We start from the raw sequence: 17,266 nt of genomic DNA, 5'->3' as shown, positions 1-17,266 counted from the left end.
TCCCTGTGATCCAAAACCATCCGAACCGCGCGGGCGCGCACCTCGGGACTAAACGGCGGAGTTCTCTTCGTCATGGCTCCAGTCTCTCAAGAGTTGGAGCCTCCGACAAACTCGGGGCGGTTCAAACTGGGTTCCAACCGCGCTCTTGACGAAGCCAACCGCCCGGCCGTCCTTGATCGCGTTGGCGAGTTCGGCGTTAGTGCCGCGAACCCAGTCGGGCTTGATACCGAAGAGCTCGAAGACTTCCTCTGAGGTTGTCTCAGTTGACGATCCCCGCATACCTGGACCCATCCGCTGTCCCTCAAGATCGGCCAGTGTCTCGTAACCCTGGTCACGAAGGGTGATCACGTCTTGTGGGGCGAGGGAATAAGCCCAGAGAAGCTTGGACTCGATCGGGCGACCCTCGAACTCCTTGGTTCCGTTGTAGGCCTGATAGAGGGTCGACGTAGTGACCAGACCGAGGTCCAACTGGCTTCGTGACATCCGCTTCAGGTTGTCTACCGTCGCCCCGGTCTCGACGACCGAAGCCTGGTACTTTTCCGGATAGGTCGTGTTGACGATCTGCGAAAGCGCCGCGAAATATGCGTAGTGAGCGCTCTGAGAGTTGGTCGCCCCGAAGGCCAAGCGCTCTTGCGCCACTGCCGAGCCGCCGAGGAATAGTGCGGTTACAATGCTCGCGACGACCGATGTTCTGAAGTTCATGGGTATCCTCCACTTCGTGTTTTGAAGCGGCCAACTTGTCGGCTGCTTCCCTCATCCCGCGGAAAGCACTACCCCAAGGATTTCCGTTTTGCAATAAGCCCAAATCTTTATGAAATTATTTCACATGCGGCAGTATGGCAGCTTATCCGCTGTCGCGCTCGATCAACTGACAGGGGGTGATACGTACGGAGCCGGACATGGCAGGGTCCCTCGTGATTTGTTCGATCATGTCGAGGGTTTCGCGGATCATCAGTCGGATCCGCTGCCTAACGGTGGTCAATCGGTAGGACTGCCATGCGGCCATTGGGATATCGTCAAACCCGATGATGGCGACATCCTCCGAGACCCGGATTCCAGCTTTCTTTGCGGCATCGATGGCAGCCAGTGCCATGATGTCATTCGCGCAAAAAATTGCGTCGGGCCGCGCGGGCCGTTCAAAAAGCTTCGCTGCTGCCTCGAAGGCCGCGCCATATTCGAAGTGGCCGTCTACGCGGGCCGCTACAGTGGCTCCCCCTTCTTCGACCGCGGAGGAAAAGCCGCGCCACCTTTCGAGGTTAGTGGATGTGTCGAGAGTTCCCGATACGAATGCGATTTTTCGCCGACCGCCAGCCGTTAGGCGGCTTCCGATCTGCCACCCGCCGTTGAAGTTGTCACAGCAGACCGCACTGACGCCGATCTCTGGCTGGGTCCTGTTGAACAACACTACCGGAAATCGCTTCTGTTGGCAGGCTTTGGCGAGGGTCGAAGACAGCGTGGCCGAGGTGATGATCGCTGCGTCCGCCTTGTAGTCGAGTACCTGTTGCATAACGCTATCAACGTCCTTCCCTCCCGGTACAACGTGCAGGATCAACCTACGACCGGTCCCGAATAGCGCCTGCGAGAGTTCTTCGAGAACGGTTGGATAGAATGGGTTTGTCAAATCGCCCACAACCAGCGAGATGGTGCCGGTCGAAAGCTGAGAGACCGCGGCGCCTGACGGTGTCTGGTATCCGATCTCGTCGGCCGCTCGGAGAATCCGGGCCCGCAGACCTTCATCGATCGAAGAGCCCGGCCTAAAAGCCCGCGAAACGGCGGATGTTGATGTGCTGGCAATCGTCGCAACATCCTTAGCGGTAATTTTCATCGCAAACTCCGAATGCCGTGAAATTATTTCATAGCAGTTACTATCTGAGCCTGCCAGCGAAAGCTTTGGGACCGATAATTCAGAGGATCAGTACAAAAAAAGCGATCGTAATCACCCGGAACCCCGACGATCCGGCTCCGGTCCACCAACTCCTGCCCTGGAACGCTCTGCCCGATGTCGCTATTCCCCCGCGCCTGCGCACGCTTGACCGCCTGCTCCTCGACCTGCGTGATTTCGGCAAGCCGATGCTTATGGCTTCCGAAGATCTGGAACCGCTACGACGAGGAAAGCCAGCCCGTGTTTGAGGTCATGAACCATTTCGCTCGGCATGACGAGGTCTGGGCAGTCAAGCAGTCCGGCGAGATAGCTGTCGAGCTCCCTGAGATTGCCCATCCCGCCATGTTCCGCTCGGGTCGTGACTTCGCCGCCTGGCTTGGCCTTACACCCGAGAGCCATTCGAGCGGACGCAAGGACAGGCTGGGACGAATATCGAAGCGCGGCGACCGTTACATCCGTCACTTACTTTATGTGGGCGCCGGCAACGTGATCCGGTTCACAAAAAAGCGCGCCGCAGCGGGCGAGAACTGGATCCGCGGACTGCAGCAGCGCCGTCCGCCCAAGGTCGTCATCATCGCGCTCGCCAACAAGATGGCGCGGATCGCCTGGGCGCTGATGGTGCGCGAGCAGCCCTTCCGCTCGCCAGCTCAGGCGACGCGGTAGGACGCAAGTCAATAGACGAGGTTACAGGTTGCGAGGGCGAACGTGAGGTGATGGCACAACCGGGCGGACCGGGGATCGACAAAGCCCGCAGAGCTTTGGGCGCCACGAGCGCGACCCGTTGATGAGGCGTCGATCCGCGAACTCCATCAGGGCCAGCGGTCATGATCAGGTCGTGTCCCCGGTGGCGGTGTAGGAGGCCGCGCGCGGAGTCTTTGGCGTAGCGCAGCGCACGGCCGACGGTGACGCTGGCGGTCATCGCCGATCTTCGAGAAGGTTCGGGTTGCAACACCTGGAACCTGGAACGGAGAAGACGATGACCGACGAGAGAATGGCGCTGATCGAGCTGATTGAGAAGCAGGCCGACAGCGACTTCGTGCGCGACATGCTGGCCTTTGCGCCCGATCGCATCATGGAGATGGAGGTGGAGGCGCGCACGGGCGCGACGAAGGGCACACGCTCGCCGTTGCGGGAAGTGCAGCGGAACGGCTATCGCGACCGGGACTGGGACACCCGCGCCGGAAGGATCGCGCTGGAGATCCCGAAGCTGCGCAAGTGCAGCTACTTCTCGAGCTTCCTCGAGCCGAGCCGCCGAGAAGGCTCTGGTGGCCGTGATCCAGGAAGCATACGTCCACGGGATCTCGACACGCTCCGTCGACGATCTGGTCAAGGCGATGGGCGCGGGGGGCATGTCGAAGAGCCAGGTGAGCCGCCTCTGCGCCGACATCGACGAACGGGTGAACGCCTTCCTCACGCGACCGCTGGAGGGCGCCTGGCCCTATCTATGGCTCGACGCGACCTACCTGAAGGTGCGCGAGGGCGGCAGGATCGTCAGCCGTGCTGTGATAATCGCCGTGGCGGTGAACGAGGATGGCAAGCGCGAGGTGCTGGGCATCGCGACCGGCCCCTCCGAAGCCGAGACGTTCTAGACCGACTTCCTGCGGTCTCTCGCCGATCGCGGCCTGCGTGGCGTGAAGCTGGTCATCGCCGACGACCACAAGGGCCTGCGCGCCGCTGCCCGCCGCGTGTTCAACGCCACACATCAGAGGTGCTGCATTCACTGGATGCGCAACGCGCTCGCGCATGCGCCGACGAAGCAGCGCATGCAGGGGCCGTCCATACATGAAGCTCTCGACGAAGGCGTTCTGGGGTAGGCTTGCCTGCTGCAATGTAGTGCCATTCGACGCCGCTCTGCTGGCACCACCGCAGGACCGCCATCGAGGTCAGCTCGGTGCCATTGTCGGAGACGATCTCGTCGGCTTGCCATGGCGGGCGATCGGTCGTTCCAGCTCCCGCGCGACGCGGTGCCGGAGAGCGAGGTATCGGCAATCAGCGCCAGGTTCTGGCGGGTGTTCGAGCCAGAAGAGCCAAGGAGCGCGCGCGATACGCGGCTTCACTGATCGGACGGAACCTCGATTCTCTGGGAGAGCAGCAGAAAGGAATTGCTCTTGCCGTGCGCATCGAGATTCAGGCTGGCATTCACGCCGCCCTCCAGCACGTCCTCGATCACGAAGTTCAGCGCCATCAGCTTGGGCAGTACGTACCGCTCCACGCTGGTTGCGCCGCGATGGGCGTAGACGGCCAGAACCCGCTCTTGGCTCATCTGTTCGAGGATAGAGGGCCACCATTGCGCGTCGTAGGCGATGACGCTGACATTAAGGCGATTGCCCTTGTCCCCGGCGCGACCGTGCGCGATCTCATGGAGGCGAACGGTCCTCATCCTGTCGCTCCTTCCAGCATCCGGTACCCGGTGCATACGGCATTGCGGGGAACCATGTAGGATACGGTGTTGATGCGCTTCTCGATGCGCGAGCGCACGCCGCCGCCGCCCGCCGGGCCGGCGCAGTAGAGCGCCAGCACTTCCTGCAGAGCGTCCTCGACAAGCGAGCGGTCGAGGCCGCGAACGGCAAGACGGAGGCGAACGTCCTGTGGCTCTTCGGCATGGGCATCGCCACGCCACCGGCCCGCATCGTCTGCAAAGACACTGGCTGCGCCGATCAGGTCGAGCCTACGGTGCAGGCGGATGCCGCGCAGGTCGAGACGACGGGCGACGATGTCGGCGGCGAGCCGCCCGCGCGCGAGCGCGTTGGGCCCGGCATAGGAAATCTCGGCCTCGCCTAGCCAATCACCCGAAACGCCGATGGTCGCCTTGAGCATCTCCGGTCGCGGGTGACCCCGCGCACCGCTGACCCGAACCCTGTCCTGTCCTACGATGTCCAACGCGACGTCAGTGAGGTCGAGCACCACGTCGGGCGTGCGATAGGCGGCTGGATCGTGGATTTCGTAGAGCAGTTGTTCCTTGACGGTGCGCAGATCTACGACGCCACCGGTTCCGCGAGGCTTGGTCACGATGAAGGTCCCGTCCTGCTCCACCTCGGCGATCGGGTACCCGATGGCTTCCGGACGCGGCACGTCCTTGTACCCAGGGTCGGCGAAGTAGCCGCCGGAGACCTGCGAGCCGCATTCCAGAAGGTGACCGGCAAGCGTGCCGGCCGCGATGCGGTCGAGATCGCTCCAGTCCCAGCAGAAATGCGCCACGAGCGGCCCGAGAACCAGCGCAGGATCCGCGACGCGGCCTGTCACGACGACCTGCGCCCCTTCCGAGATCGCCTCGGCGATGGCCTGCGCACCGATATAGACGTTGGCGCTGACGATTTCGCGTCCATCGATCGATGCGGCTCGGTCTCCTTCCCACAGATGCAGGGATCCGAGATCCACGGACGGGCCGAGATCATCCCCTTCGACGATGGCGATTCTGATGGCGCAAACCCCAATCTCTGCTGCCATGCGCTGGATGAGTTCGGCGGCGGCGCGCGGATTGGCGGCGCCGAAATTGCCGACGATGACGATACTGTTGTCGAGGCAATCCTTCAGCACTGGGCGCAGAAAGCGGTGCAGGAGCGGGTCGCATCCCAGGGTCGGATCCTCTCGCCGGGCAACGTGGCCGGCGGCCAGCGTGCGCTCGCCAAGCGTCTCGAAGATCAGCGCCCCGCCTTGGCCAGCCTCGACTAGGTCGCGAACGACCGGGATCGCCGCGTCGATCCTGTCGCCGGAGAACCCGGCGCCGCATCCAATACGATAAATCGCCAATCAAGCCTCCCAACCATTTGTTATCATCGATTCGATTACATCAGCGCGGCGCAAATGGCCGCTGCAAGGGCCGTCGATCCCATTTTGGGAAGCAGTGCGAATATCGCGGGCCCGGCCCAAAGCAGGATCAGGGCTCGCGAGTAGGGAAGCGTCGCTACGCCCAAAAGATGCGCGGTCGACAACACGAACACCACGCCGGAGACAATGTTTCGCACGGCGGCCTCGGCCTCGCCCGCTGCCAGCATAGACAATGAGAAGCATCGGCAGGGCATAGGCCCGTTGCTCCCAGCTTGAGCGTGTGCCAGGCGACCTTCATCCAAGGCGCCTGGACGATCGTGGCCGCTACAAAGAAACCGATGCAGAACGGCAAAGTGACCTCCGTCAACGCAGCGTAGTAGAGAACGATCATATGCACGACGAGAGGATTTAGCCCCTGCTGGACCATGGAGATATTCGCCAAGGCTAGCCACCACGGCACTTCGATGGGCGGCGGTAGGGACGGCGAACACGCAACGACGTCGAAGACGTCAAACTGCGGCGCGTCATCCCCCGGCTATGGTTCCAATCTCCGCCACGCAGGGCGTAGTTCGGAAAATATACTATTGCAGCCGAAGGGCGGCAGCGCGGCGATGACCTTCCATGCCCTCGGCAGCGCTTTGCCGCACGGCCGGCGGCGCGACCGCATCGACGCCGCGCTGATCCAACCATTGATGGGTGCAGATCTTGACGAACGACCCGACCCACAGCCCACCCGTGTAGCGGCCGGCGGCCATGGTGGGCAGTGTATGGTTGGTTCCGCAGCACTTATCCGAATAAACGACGCTGGCGAGCTTTCCGATGAAGAGCGAGCCATAGTTTCGAAGCTTGCGAGCCGTCGCCGCCGAGTCGTGTGTGTGCACCTGAAGGTGCTCTGCCGCGATGAAGTCGGAATAGGCAATCATTGCCGCCTCGTCCTCGCAAACAGCGATCTCTCCGTAATCTCTCCAAGCCACGCCGGCGACATTCGCGGTCGAGAGGTCTTGGAGTTGGCTCTCGACTTCGCGAAGGGTTGCCTCAGCCAGCGCGCGATCGGTGGTGATCAGTCCGACCCGGGTGCGCACATCGTGCTCAGCCTGCGCCAGAAGATCGGTTGCGATCATTCTTGCATCGCCGCTGCCATCGGCGACGGTGAAGATCTCGCTCGGACCCGCCAACTGATCGATCCCGACTGGACCGAAAACCTGACGCTTCGCTTCGTTCACGAAGGCGTTCCCTGGTCCGACGATCTTGTCGACAGCGGGGATCGTTTCCGTTCCGAACGCCATCGCCGCAATGGCCTGAGCCCCGCCGACCAGGAAGATGCGATCTGCGCCGGCGAGATGACAGCCGGCGATCATCGCCCGGTGTGCCTTGGGAGGAAGGCAGGCGATCACCTCGTCGCAGCCCGCCACCTTCGCGGGCACGATACTCATGATCGGCGCTGACAGCAGCGGATAACGTCCGCCAGGGATATAGGCGCCGATGCGCTGGATCGGAATGACACGATGACCGAGGTTCAAGCCGGGAAGAGGCTCGACCTCTAGCGGCAGGATCGTTGCGAGCTGGGCCTCCGCAAATCCCCGAACCTGCCTGATGGCAAACTCGGTATCAGCTAGCGTCTGCGGTTCCATCTCAGCAAGGGCCGCCTCCCGGTCGGCGAGGCTAACCTCGAAGACTGTGATATCTGCGTTATCGAACGCCTTCGAATATTCAATGACAGCTGCGTCGCCTCGTTGACGGACGTTCGTCAGGATGTCTTTGACCTTCAGTTCAAGTTCCATGGTGTCGGAGCCTGCATCGCGCTGGACGGCCTTCAGGAATGTCACTTTGGCTTGAATGGCCGGATCGAGTTTGGTCATCTTGGATTCCACATCGATGAGAGGCTAAATGGCTGAGAGGCTGACCGACCATTGCGGATGGGCGACGAGATGCCAATTGTCGAGACCCATGGTGGTCACTATACTATACAGCTGCGGTTGAACTCGTGCTCAGGGGAAGCGATGCCTAAGGTCGGAGCGAAATTGAAGGAACTTCGACGGCGACGTGGGCTGTCGGTTCGCGACGTTGCGTCTCGATCCGGGATTTCCCATTCCGCGATCAGCATGATCGAGCGCGACAGGATGAGCCCATCCGTGAATACGCTCGGCGCGGTGCTCGACGTCCTTGGTTCGACCCTGAACGGCTTTTTTGGAGATCTTCATACCAATTTGTCCTACTCACCGTTCTATGCGGGAGTGGATCTCGTCGAGATCGGGAAGCCGCAGAACATCTCGTATAGAATGATCGGCATGGATCATCCGAACCGCAGTCTTCTGGTCCTTCACGAGACGTATGTTCCCGGCGCCGATACGGGCGAAGAGTTTGCGCACGCCGCCCACGAGGGCGGAATGGTGATCAAGGGATCGATCGAACTGACGGTCGGTGGTCTTTCCAAGACTCTCAAGGCAGGGGACGGATACTATTTTGACAGTCGCATGCCGCACCGGTTTCGCAACGACGGTGAGGAACAGGCCGAAATCGTCAGCGCGATCACGCCGCCGACGTACTGATGTCTAAAAAAATCACCAGTCCGCGTCGAATGTCGTCAGCGAAGGGCCGTTCGCCGACAGAAATAAACAGATCGCTCTGGAGCAGTCCGCGCGGAATTCGATTCGCCGATTGGGTCGTCGAGTCTTCGAGGCGAGTGGGGCCTAGCGGATGCCACACTCGTTTTTTCTGAAGCAGTCAAACGGGCGATCCCGTCTAGATCGAAGCGACGCCTGGCGTGGTTCGACGGCGAAATCGATTTCGATCCCGCCAAGTTGTCTTTCCTCGACTAGATCGGGCTTCGACCAAGATGGCCCGCCTGCACGGCCGGGCGCCTCGCGGTGACCGCGGCCGGGCCCGCACTCACTATGGTCACTGGAAGACGACGACCTTCACCAGTGCCCTGCGACCGACCGGAATGACCGCGCCGATGGTGCTCGACGGCGCCGTGAACGGTATCCCTTCAGGGCCTATGTCGAATAGGTACTCGTGCCGACGCTCGCGCCCAGCGATATCGTGTTCATGGAAAACCTGCCGGCGCACAAGGCCGAGGGCGCCCGCCTCGCGATCGAGCAAGCAGGCGCTGAGTTGCGCTACCTGCCGCCCTACAGTCCTGACTTCAACTCGATCGAGATGGCCTTCTCCAAGCTGAAAGCGGTTCTACGCTCAAGAGCGGAAAGGACGGTCGACGGGCTTTGGGATGCGGTCGGCGCGATCATCCCGCTCTTCCGGCCCGACAAGTGCACCAACTATTTCGCCGCTGCCGGCTATGAACCGGATTAAGCCGGATTTGCTCTAATCGATCCACTCGGATCCCCACTCCTGTACGCGGTGACCCTCCGACACAGTTCGGTAAGCGCGAAGGGGCGGTTGGTAGTCTACGGCGCGGAACGGGCTCTTGAGTTCCTTGTTCGGACTTAAGTTCCGTTGCTTTCCTCGCGCGGACGGGTCAGCTTCCGGAACCGCTGAAAGCAAGCGCTTCGTGTAGGGGTGTTGCGGATTTGCGAAGACAGCCCTGCGAGGTCCGATTTCCACGATTTCGCCGAGGTACATCACGGCCACCCGGTGGCTGATGCGTTCCACGACGCCCATATCGTGCGAAATAAAGAGATAGGCGAGTTGCAAGCTCTCCTGCAGATCCAGCATTAGGTTGACAACCTTGGCCTTGATCGAGGCATCGAGGGCTGCAACCGGTTCGTCCGCGACGATAAGTTTGGGCTCGAGCGCAAGGGCGCGGGCTATGCACACCCGCTGGCGCTGCCCACCCGACAGTTCGTGGGGATAGCGCTTGGCCATGTCAGGGGTCAGCCCGACTCGGACCAGAAGATCGGCGACCCTGTCGGAGGAACCTTTCTTGAGGCCATGCGCATAGAGCGGCTCCTTGATCGCATCGCCCAGCGAGCGACGTGGATTCAAGCTGGCAAAAGGATCCTGGAAAATCATTTGCATATCGCGGCGAGCTTCCCGCAATCCTCGCGAACCCAACGTGGCCACGTCGTTCCCGTTGACGATGATCGAGCCGCTCGTCGGTCGCGTCAGTCGCAGGATCGAGCGCCCGGTGGTCGATTTCCCGCAACCCGATTCCCCGACGAGCGCCAGTGTTTCGCCGGCCTTGAGGTCGAACGAGACTTTCTCGACCGCGTGAACATTGGAGGACACACGGTTGAAGATGCCGGACGTGATCGGGTAGCGCGTCGTCAGGTCGAAGACCTCCAGAACGGTACGATTGTGGTCGACCGTATCGGAGCCTTCTTTGGGTTCGTCCGTTTTTCCGGTCGACACGTCGACCTCGGGGAAGCGCATGGGGCGATCATGCCCGGCACTTTCCCCCAACCGGGGAACTGCTGACAGAAGCGCTCGGGTGTAGGGGTGTTCCGCTCTGCGGAAGATCTGATCGGTCGAGCCCTGCTCGACGATGTTTCCCTGATACATCACAAGTGTTCGGTCGGCGATCTGCGCTACCACGCCCATGTCGTGGGTGATGAAAAGGACTGCGAGTCCCTCTTCATCCTGCAGGGTGCGGACGAGGTCCAGTATCTCGGCCTGAATCGTCACGTCGAGCGCCGTCGTAGGCTCGTCAGCGATCAGCACTTTTGGGCTTCCCGCAATAGCCATTGCAATCATCACCCTCTGGCGCATGCCGCCGGAGAACTCGTGCGGGTAGTCGTTCAGGCGTTTGTCCGCATCGGATATGCGGACCTTTTCAAGCAGCCTCCTCGCTTCGGCCCGGGCGTCGGACCTGGATATCGTGCGGTGAAGACGGATTGCCTCGACCAACTGGAAGCCGATGGTGAACACAGGGTTCAAGCTGGTCATCGGCTCCTGGAAGATCATGGCGATTTCGTTGCCACGAATGCGACGCATCGGTTCGTTGTCGAGCGTCAGCAATTCTCGATCGGCCAGCCGCACGGAGCCTGAGACCTTTGCCGAGTCCTCAGGAAGCAGACGCATCGCAGCCAACGCGGACACGCTCTTGCCGGATCCGGACTCTCCAACAATCGCGACGGTCTCCTTTTCGTGAAGGTTGAAAGAGATGCCGTTGACGATCTCGCGCCACCGGTCATCGCCAACATTAAAGGCGACGCTGAGGTTCTCGACAGTCAGAATGGGCGAAGTCATCGTCGTTCCTTTGTCAAGCCGATGGGTCATGCGTTCCGCTGGGAACGCGGGTCGAGAGCATCTCGCAGTCCATCTCCAAGGAGATTGACTGCAAGAACGGTTACCGAAAGGAACAGGGCCGGGAACAGCACGATGTTCAACCGTACCTGCCAGATCGCCCGTCCCTCAGCCATGATGTTGCCCCAAGAGGGCGTGGACGGCGGCATGCCGGCACCGACGAATGAAAGGACGGCTTCAATGATCATTGCACTGGCGCAGAGATACGTTGCCTGAACGGTAAGGGGTGCGAGCGTGTTCGGAAGGATATGACGCAAAATGATCACGGGCTTCGTCGTTCCCGCCGAGATCGCGGCATCGACGTACGGCTGCTCGCGCAGCGACAGGACGACCCCGCGGATCACGCGCGTCACGCGCGGAACTTCCGCGACCGTGATCGCTGCGATCACGCTGATAAGAGAGCCTTGAGTGAGAGACACGAGCGCAATAGCCAGGAGGATGGAGGGAATGGACATCAGCCCGTCCGTGATCCGCATCAGAATACCGTCCAGCGTGCGGACGAAGCCCGAAACGATACCGATCGCCAAACCCAGAACCGACGCCATGAATGCCACGCAAACGCCGACAGTCAGAGAGACCCGAGCGCCGTATATGACGCGGGAATAGATATCCCGCCCGGCCATGTCGGTGCCGAACCAATGGTTTGCCGATGGCCACTGGAGGCGTTCGGTCGGAAAAATCGCCGTCGGATCTGTGGTTCCCAAAAAGGGAGCGAAAACAGCTATAAATACCATTGCCAAAAACAGCGTGGCTCCGAGGGCCACTGTCGGCCGGCGGGAAGCGATCTTCCACAGCGAGACGGTTCCCGCCCCTGCGGCAATCGGGCCTGTTTCTGTCGAGATAGACATGATGGCAATCCCACTCAGTACCGGATTCGGGGGTCGACGACGGTATAGATCAAATCAACGAGGAGATTGATCAGTACGTAGACGAACGAGAAGAAGAGGATGACGCCCTGGATGATGGGGTAGTCGCGACTGAGGATCGCATCGACCACCAGCCTGCCCAACCCCGGTATGGAGAAGACGGTCTCGGTGACAACGGCGCCGCTGATAAGCAAGGCGACACCAATGCCGATGATCGTCACAACCGGCACCGCTGCATTCTTCAAGGCGTGAACGAAAAGGACGCTCTTTTCCGTCGCCCCTTTTGCCCGCGCCGTTCGGATATAATCCTGCCCGAGAACCTCCAGCATGCTGGCTCGCGTCACCCTCGCGATGAGGGCGATATAGATGAATCCGAGCGCCATCGACGGAAGAATCAGATTCCGCAACCAAGGCCAGAAACCGTTTTCGATGGGCTGGTAGCCCTGAGCGGGCAACCAGCCGAGTTTGATGGAGAACACCCAGGCCAAGATATACCCCACGACAAAGACCGGCACGGAGAAACCGAGAACGGCGGTCGCCATGATGGCCCGGTCCGAGAAGGTATTAGCTTTCCAGGCAGCCAGAACACCGAGAGGCACGGCCGTTACCACCGAAAAGAGCAATGTCAGTCCCATCAACGATAACGTCGGCTCGAGCCTCTGCACGATGAGCTGGGTTACCGGCAGTCCGGTGAAGATAGAGGTTCCCAGATCCAGCCGGACCACCCGCGCTACCCACTCGAAAAACTGTATTGGCAGCGCCCGATCAAGCCCGAGCGCCTCGCGGATCCGCTCCACGTCTGCTGGCGACGCCTGATCGCCGGCCAATATGGTGGCAGGGTCGCCCGGTGAGAGATGAAGGAGCGAGAACACGAAAAGCGCAACCACGCCCATGACGGGTATGGTTGCGAGTAGACGGCGCAGGATGATCGCTGCCATGCTGGCTCCGGCTCTTGGAGGGACTTTTGAATATGATCGGGCCCCACCTTTCGGTTTGGGTGAGGCCCCCCGCAGCAGATTACAAGGCTTTCGCTTGACGACTGCGCAGATAGTGGCGCGGTGAGTAATCAATCTTGTCGACGGGATAGAACGGCCGGGCCGTATTCCACGGAAGTCGATCGACGTAATAGGACGTGATCCCGGGCGTATCGATCGTAATGCACTCACCTACGGAAGCAAAGTTTAACGAAAAATGATATCCGGATCTTACGACGATTAATTTCGTTACACGAAGATCGACGCCGACGGCGCGATAATAAGCGGGGTCAATGAAAGCATAGGGCTGGCTTGTCAGAAGTACTTGGATTTTTCCGAACTGGAAAATGGCCCAATCATCAAGGTGGATGGTGGTGCCGCCGTCTGACGGCCCGTCATAAACGACGGGGGTCTTACTGCCAGAGGCGGTAACGCGTCCCTCGGCACGGATGGGCGGAGAAACAGTCGAGTAGCGCCCCCCGAACGTCAGGACGATTTCGGCTCCAACGCCAGCCGCCATGCACTTCTGAACTTCCTCGGGCGCGTAGATCGGAACGACCGCGGGCTCGTTAAAATTCCTCTCGATCAGGCGGTTCAGAATGAACGTGCTGTCGCCGGGCCCGCCACCTGCGACGCGATCGCCCTGATCGCCGAGAACGAGTGTCCGGTTTTCGGTTTCAATGCGGTCGAGGCACGAGTCCAGCGAGGGATACGTCCCCACGAGCTCATCCCGCGAGGCCCACAGAGACCCCGCGATCTCATCAGCCACCCGTTGTGCGACTTCGTTCTCGCCGTTGCCATAGACGAGCACGACCTGGCCGAGGTCCTTGACGTCGAGAAACTGCTGGGCGTTGAAAATCGAAACGTCGTAGACCGACCCGTTGTCGACCTGAGCCTTTGCATAGGCATGGATCCGGCGCAGAGGCGCCTCGTCGGTCCGGTCATTGCCCAACGTCAGCATGGGAAAGAGCACAGCCGCGCAACGGGGGTCCAGGCGCCCTTCGAGAATATCCCGCGCGGCCTGAAAGGCACGCCGCGAGGTCGCTGCCTGATCGCCGTGCGGGTTTGTCAGGTAAGCGGACAGAAAGTCCAGCGGCGCAATGGTTCGCTCCGTGACATGGGCATGGAGATCGAACGCGGCCGTGATCGGCACGTCCGGCCCCACGACGTCACGCAGCGCCTGGATCAGATCACCTTCCGGGTCCGATAGAGACGTAGTCAACATGCCGCCGTGAAGAGGTAAAACGATCGCGTCGAAACTGCCCTTTCGCGCGGCGGCGACCATCGCATCCTTAACCTCCTCGAACACGCTGTCTTCGACCGGTCCGCCGGATTGCGCGCGAAAGAGAATGGGCACCTCGACTTCAGTTCCGACCTCATCGGCTGACGAGATGATGCCTCCCAGCGTCGAATTCGCGCCGCGGTTCCGTGCGACGGCATCATTGCCGCTTTGTATGGTGAAACGCTCGCGTCTGGTGACAATTGGATTGAAGCTGTGGGACTCTTGTGCAATCCCGCCTGATAGAACTCGCTTCACAGCGCTTCCTCTTCGCCATTATGGATACGAATCCGCAGACAGTGCTGGCGATAATCAAACCTGGCAACAGCTTGCCCTCTCCATGGTCGGTATAGTGACCGTGGGAGCCGAAAACGCCACGCGTCCAGCGTGTTGAGTACTGGCGGCGCAGCCGTTTTCAGCTTCTGCGCTGGTGAGTATTCGCACCAGTGACCCGCGCGGGGGGTATACACCTCCTGACGATCGAGTCATCGTGCATAAAGCAAAGCAAGATCTGTTGTGCCGCAATTTTGAGCATTATTGCTCTGCGCGAGCCACGTACACAAGGGGAGAAGATGAGCTTGGATCGTCGTGACTTTATCAAATACACTGGAGTATCGGCTTTGCTGTCCGTATCGTCGCTGCCCGCGTTCGCGCAATTGGCATCGTCGTCCGTGCTCCGCTTCGTTCCGTCCACCAATCTCGCTTCGCTGGACCCGCACGTCTCCACGGCGCTGGTGACGGTGCAGCATGGGTACTACGTCTTCGACACCCTCTACGGTGTCGATGCAAATCTGACGCCCCAGCCGCAAATGGCCGAGAGGCACGAGGTCTCGGAAGACCGCTTGACGTGGACGATTATCCTTCGTGACGGTTTGACCTTCCATGACGGCGAACCTGTTCGAGCGGCTGACTGCGCAGCAAGCCTCGCCCGCTGGTCGCAACGGGACGGGCTCGGAAAGTCGCTCGCCGCAGCGGTCGATCGCTACGAAGCGGTCGACGACAAGAGCTTCCGGATCCACTTGAAAGCCCCGTTTCCGAAGATGCTCGAAGTCATTGGCAAGCCACACTCATCGCCGGCTTTCATCATGCCCGAACGGCTCGCCAACACCCCGGCGGAGCAACCCATTCAGGAGATGGTTGGGAGCGGCCCTTACCGCTTCAAGGCAGACGAGTTCAACCCGGGCAGCCGCGTCGTTTACACTAAGTTCGAAGAGTATGTTCCTCGCGACGAGGAACCAAGTTGGACCTCGGGCGGCAAAGTTGCGCATTTCGATCGCATCGAGTGGCACATCATCACCGATAAGGCCACGGCCGCGTCCGCGCTGCAGCTTGGGGAGGTGGACTGGCTTGAAAATATGCCCTCGGATCTTGCGTTGCTCTTCCCCGAGGGCAGCGGTGTGGAAATGAAGGTTTCAGATCCACTTGGAACCGGGGGGTTCATGCGGTTCAATCATACTACCGCCCCATTCGATAACGTCAAACTGCGTCAGTTCGTTGCTCGCTTAGTAAACCAGGAGGACTATCTCGCATCGTTCTCCGGGGTCGTTCAAGATCCCACGATCTGCCGCAACATGTTCCCCTGCACCATTCCAGGTGTCGAGGAAGAGGGGCAAGAGGAGTTGGGGTCTCTGGTGGGCGCCAGCGCTGACGAAATCGCCGCGGCCTTGGCTAAAACGGGGTATGAGGGAGAGCGCATCGTCGTTCTCAATCCCGTCGACTCGGCCGATATTACCCCGTTCGCCGTCATCATCGCCGATGCAATGTCGAAGGCCGGCCTGAACGTCGACATGCAGGACATGGACTTTGGTACCCTGCTTCAGCGGCGTGCATCTAAGGCGCCGGTTGAAGAGGGCGGTTGGAGCATCGCCCCGACATCTTGGCCTAGCGTTGCCATCGCCAATCCGGCCCTAAACACGACGATCCGAGGAGAAGGAGCAGCGGGCTGGGCCGGCTGGTTCGAGAGCGCGGAGATCGAAGAAAAGGTCGCAGATTGGCTCAACGCCGAAAGCGAGGAAGACGAAAGCCGGATCCGCGAGGAAGTCAACGAGATCGCCCTGCGCGAGGTGCCTAGTCTGCCCTTGGGCATCTACTTCCCTGTAACTGCGTATCGCAGCGAACTCGAGGGTGTACTCGGCGGATCCGTACGCTATCCTTGGAACGTGCGCAGAAGATAGGGCGGACCGTGGGGCTCGGAGATCATAGCTTATCTCGACGGGTTATAGACCGAGCCCCAGTCCACTCTGTTCGACATCCTAGAGGCTGAGCAGAAGCTGGTCCTTGGGAAGTGTCTCGGCGCGGCGGCCGAAGCGCTCGGCGAGCAGCATCACCTTCCGCGTGCCGGGATCGTCGGGGAAGCGTGTCGGCCACCAGGTTCATGCGAGGAGTGAACCACCTCCCCACGCCGGCGGCAACAGGCTTCGCGACCCTTCGCTCAACACGATATCGCCGGCACCCGGATATCCCGCATTGCATGGATGTGAATCGGCGTCGTTAGCTGACCCCATTCGCTACAATTGGATCAAAAGCTTAACGCGCCGATCGGCGTCGAGACACCATCCGATTCACAGCTTAAGCCTGCCGACGGCGCAGGCCTGCATTGATGCGGTTCACTGTGCCGGCTACCACAGCTTCAAGGTGCTGACGCCGGAGCAGATTGCTTCCGGCAGCGAAACCCGGCACAAAGCCGTCTATGACGGCGGGTTCGAGACGCACACTCCCTTGTGGTTCTATGTGCTTAAGGAAGCGGAAGTGCTCGGCGATGGAGAGCATCTCGGGCCGCTTGGTATTCACCTCGTTGCCAACACTCTCGTAGGACTGATCGTCAACGACCTCGAAAGCTACTGGAACGCACATGGCGGCCGGTGGAAACTCGAGGACTTCAACGCGAGCAGGCCAATGAAGTCAATTGAGGATGTTGCCCGCTTCTGTGGTGTGTTCTGAGATCGTAAATGCTGGGTCATCGCACGAGTGCGGACATGTCTTTATTAGCGTTGAGCAGGCGTTGAAGAATGGACACTGCAGTGGTACACACGCTTCCAGTAGCGACGGTTTCGAAGCATTTTTTTCAATGATTTAGCGTTGGCATCAGGGGAGTCCCCCCCTCTCCGCCATTTAAAATTCACTCTCCGCCAATTTCAAAACCCCCGTTCTTCCGGCATTCTGCCTCTCATACCAACGAGCGCTGATCAGAACCTATGCGCCCAATCTCGCATGCCGATGGAGATGATTTTCCATGGTTGATCGACGAGCTTGTTCCAAGCGGCGCAACAGTGGACGACGATGTCGTCGTAGTCGA

14 protein-coding genes and 3 pseudogenes are annotated in these 17,266 nt (G+C 60.4%); 6 read left to right on the top strand and 11 right to left on the bottom strand.

Annotated elements, in window-relative coordinates; translation table 11 throughout:
- Window positions 1–48: 48 nt before the first annotated feature.
- The gene (locus tag GTW51_RS22200) at window positions 49–702 is read right to left on the bottom strand and encodes a TAXI family TRAP transporter solute-binding subunit (RefSeq protein WP_163046216.1); all 654 of its coding nucleotides are present in this window, start codon (window positions 700–702) and stop codon (window positions 49–51) included.
- Between the two features lie 142 nt (window positions 703–844).
- Window positions 845–1,825, bottom strand: a complete 981-nt coding sequence (locus tag GTW51_RS22195; RefSeq protein ID WP_163046215.1) for a LacI family DNA-binding transcriptional regulator — start codon at window positions 1,823–1,825, stop codon at window positions 845–847.
- 174 nt (window positions 1,826–1,999) lie between these two features.
- Between GTW51_RS22195 and GTW51_RS22190 the strand changes: the two genes are divergently transcribed.
- Window positions 2,000–2,545 (top strand): transposase, encoded by a 546-nt coding sequence (locus GTW51_RS22190; RefSeq protein ID WP_163046214.1) that lies wholly within the window; start codon window positions 2,000–2,002, stop codon window positions 2,543–2,545.
- A 313-nt stretch (window positions 2,546–2,858) separates the two neighbouring features.
- Window positions 2,859–3,645, top strand: a pseudogene (locus GTW51_RS22185) (IS256 family transposase); the annotation flags it as partial.
- A gap of 21 nt (window positions 3,646–3,666) precedes the next feature.
- On the opposite strand, the pseudogene GTW51_RS22180 reads toward GTW51_RS22185, so the two are convergent.
- The 5 genes and pseudogenes from GTW51_RS22180 to hisD all read right to left on the bottom strand — a co-directional run.
- Window positions 3,667–3,893 (bottom strand): annotated as a pseudogene (locus GTW51_RS22180) (DDE-type integrase/transposase/recombinase); the annotation flags it as partial.
- Window positions 3,894–3,935: 42 nt separating this feature from the next.
- On the bottom strand, window positions 3,936–4,262 hold the full coding sequence (locus tag GTW51_RS22175) for an AtuA-related protein (protein WP_163046220.1): 327 nt from the start codon (window positions 4,260–4,262) through the stop codon (window positions 3,936–3,938).
- Entirely contained in the window at window positions 4,259–5,632 is a 1,374-nt protein-coding gene (locus GTW51_RS22170; protein WP_203566252.1) for an acyclic terpene utilization AtuA family protein, read from the bottom strand. The genes GTW51_RS22175 and GTW51_RS22170 overlap by 4 nt, the downstream gene beginning before the upstream one ends.
- A 154-nt stretch (window positions 5,633–5,786) precedes the next feature.
- On the bottom strand, window positions 5,787–6,077 hold the full coding sequence (locus tag GTW51_RS24725) for a TRAP transporter large permease subunit (protein WP_425483305.1): 291 nt from the start codon (window positions 6,075–6,077) through the stop codon (window positions 5,787–5,789).
- A 154-nt stretch (window positions 6,078–6,231) separates the two neighbouring features.
- Window positions 6,232–7,509, bottom strand: a complete 1,278-nt coding sequence (gene hisD, locus GTW51_RS22160) for a histidinol dehydrogenase (protein WP_163046212.1) — start codon at window positions 7,507–7,509, stop codon at window positions 6,232–6,234.
- A gap of 141 nt (window positions 7,510–7,650) precedes the next feature.
- Between hisD and GTW51_RS22155 the strand changes: the two genes are divergently transcribed.
- Both GTW51_RS22155 and GTW51_RS24200 read left to right on the top strand, forming a co-directional pair.
- On the top strand, window positions 7,651–8,199 hold the full coding sequence (locus GTW51_RS22155) for a cupin domain-containing protein (RefSeq protein WP_163046218.1): 549 nt from the start codon (window positions 7,651–7,653) through the stop codon (window positions 8,197–8,199).
- A 207-nt stretch (window positions 8,200–8,406) separates the two neighbouring features.
- A pseudogene (locus tag GTW51_RS24200) lies at window positions 8,407–8,959 on the top strand (IS630 family transposase); the annotation flags it as partial.
- Window positions 8,960–8,971: 12 nt separating this feature from the next.
- On the opposite strand, the gene GTW51_RS22145 reads toward GTW51_RS24200, so the two are convergent.
- The 4 genes from GTW51_RS22145 to GTW51_RS24595 form a co-directional block, all read right to left on the bottom strand.
- Complete coding sequence (locus GTW51_RS22145) at window positions 8,972–10,795, bottom strand: ABC transporter ATP-binding protein (protein WP_163046210.1); 1,824 nt, start codon at window positions 10,793–10,795, stop codon at window positions 8,972–8,974.
- 26 nt (window positions 10,796–10,821) lie between these two features.
- Complete coding sequence (locus GTW51_RS22140) at window positions 10,822–11,700, bottom strand: ABC transporter permease (protein WP_163046209.1); 879 nt, start codon at window positions 11,698–11,700, stop codon at window positions 10,822–10,824.
- Between the two features lie 14 nt (window positions 11,701–11,714).
- The gene (locus GTW51_RS22135) at window positions 11,715–12,656 is read right to left on the bottom strand and encodes an ABC transporter permease (protein WP_163046208.1); all 942 of its coding nucleotides are present in this window, start codon (window positions 12,654–12,656) and stop codon (window positions 11,715–11,717) included.
- Between the two features lie 79 nt (window positions 12,657–12,735).
- Window positions 12,736–14,229 carry a M81 family metallopeptidase gene (locus GTW51_RS24595; RefSeq protein WP_163046207.1) on the bottom strand — a complete coding sequence of 498 codons (1,494 nt, stop codon included), beginning with the start codon at window positions 14,227–14,229 and terminating at the stop codon, window positions 12,736–12,738.
- Window positions 14,230–14,543: 314 nt separating this feature from the next.
- Here GTW51_RS24595 and GTW51_RS22125 point away from each other — a divergent pair, with 314 nt between their 5' ends.
- Window positions 14,544–16,145 (top strand): ABC transporter substrate-binding protein, encoded by a 1,602-nt coding sequence (locus tag GTW51_RS22125; protein WP_203566251.1) that lies wholly within the window; start codon window positions 14,544–14,546, stop codon window positions 16,143–16,145.
- A 103-nt stretch (window positions 16,146–16,248) separates the two neighbouring features.
- Window positions 16,249–16,911 carry a peroxidase family protein gene (locus GTW51_RS22120; protein WP_163046206.1) on the top strand — a complete coding sequence of 221 codons (663 nt, stop codon included), beginning with the start codon at window positions 16,249–16,251 and terminating at the stop codon, window positions 16,909–16,911.
- Window positions 16,912–17,266 lie beyond the last annotated feature (355 nt).

It is taken from the genome of Aurantimonas aggregata (assembly GCF_010500835.1).
Classification (GTDB): domain Bacteria; phylum Pseudomonadota; class Alphaproteobacteria; order Rhizobiales; family Rhizobiaceae; genus Aurantimonas; species Aurantimonas aggregata.
Note: the sequence above shows the minus strand (reverse complement) of the source record. Positions and strands in the feature narration are given on the sequence as shown.

Coding starts and splice junctions, on each gene's coding strand:
- GTW51_RS22200 (WP_163046216.1), bottom strand. CDS start 702: ATGAACTTCAGAACATCGGTCGTCGCGAGCATTGTAACCGCACTATTC.
- GTW51_RS22195 (WP_163046215.1), bottom strand. CDS start 1,825: ATGAAAATTACCGCTAAGGATGTTGCGACGATTGCCAGCACATCAACA.
- GTW51_RS22190 (WP_163046214.1), top strand. CDS start 2,000: ATGTCGCTATTCCCCCGCGCCTGCGCACGCTTGACCGCCTGCTCCTCG.
- GTW51_RS22175 (WP_163046220.1), bottom strand. CDS start 4,262: ATGAGGACCGTTCGCCTCCATGAGATCGCGCACGGTCGCGCCGGGGAC.
- GTW51_RS24725 (WP_425483305.1), bottom strand. CDS start 6,077: ATGGTCCAGCAGGGGCTAAATCCTCTCGTCGTGCATATGATCGTTCTC.
- hisD (WP_163046212.1), bottom strand. CDS start 7,509: ATGACCAAACTCGATCCGGCCATTCAAGCCAAAGTGACATTCCTGAAG.
- GTW51_RS22155 (WP_163046218.1), top strand. CDS start 7,651: ATGCCTAAGGTCGGAGCGAAATTGAAGGAACTTCGACGGCGACGTGGG.
- GTW51_RS22145 (WP_163046210.1), bottom strand. CDS start 10,795: ATGACTTCGCCCATTCTGACTGTCGAGAACCTCAGCGTCGCCTTTAAT.
- GTW51_RS22140 (WP_163046209.1), bottom strand. CDS start 11,700: ATGTCTATCTCGACAGAAACAGGCCCGATTGCCGCAGGGGCGGGAACC.
- GTW51_RS22135 (WP_163046208.1), bottom strand. CDS start 12,656: ATGGCAGCGATCATCCTGCGCCGTCTACTCGCAACCATACCCGTCATG.
- GTW51_RS22125 (WP_203566251.1), top strand. CDS start 14,544: ATGAGCTTGGATCGTCGTGACTTTATCAAATACACTGGAGTATCGGCT.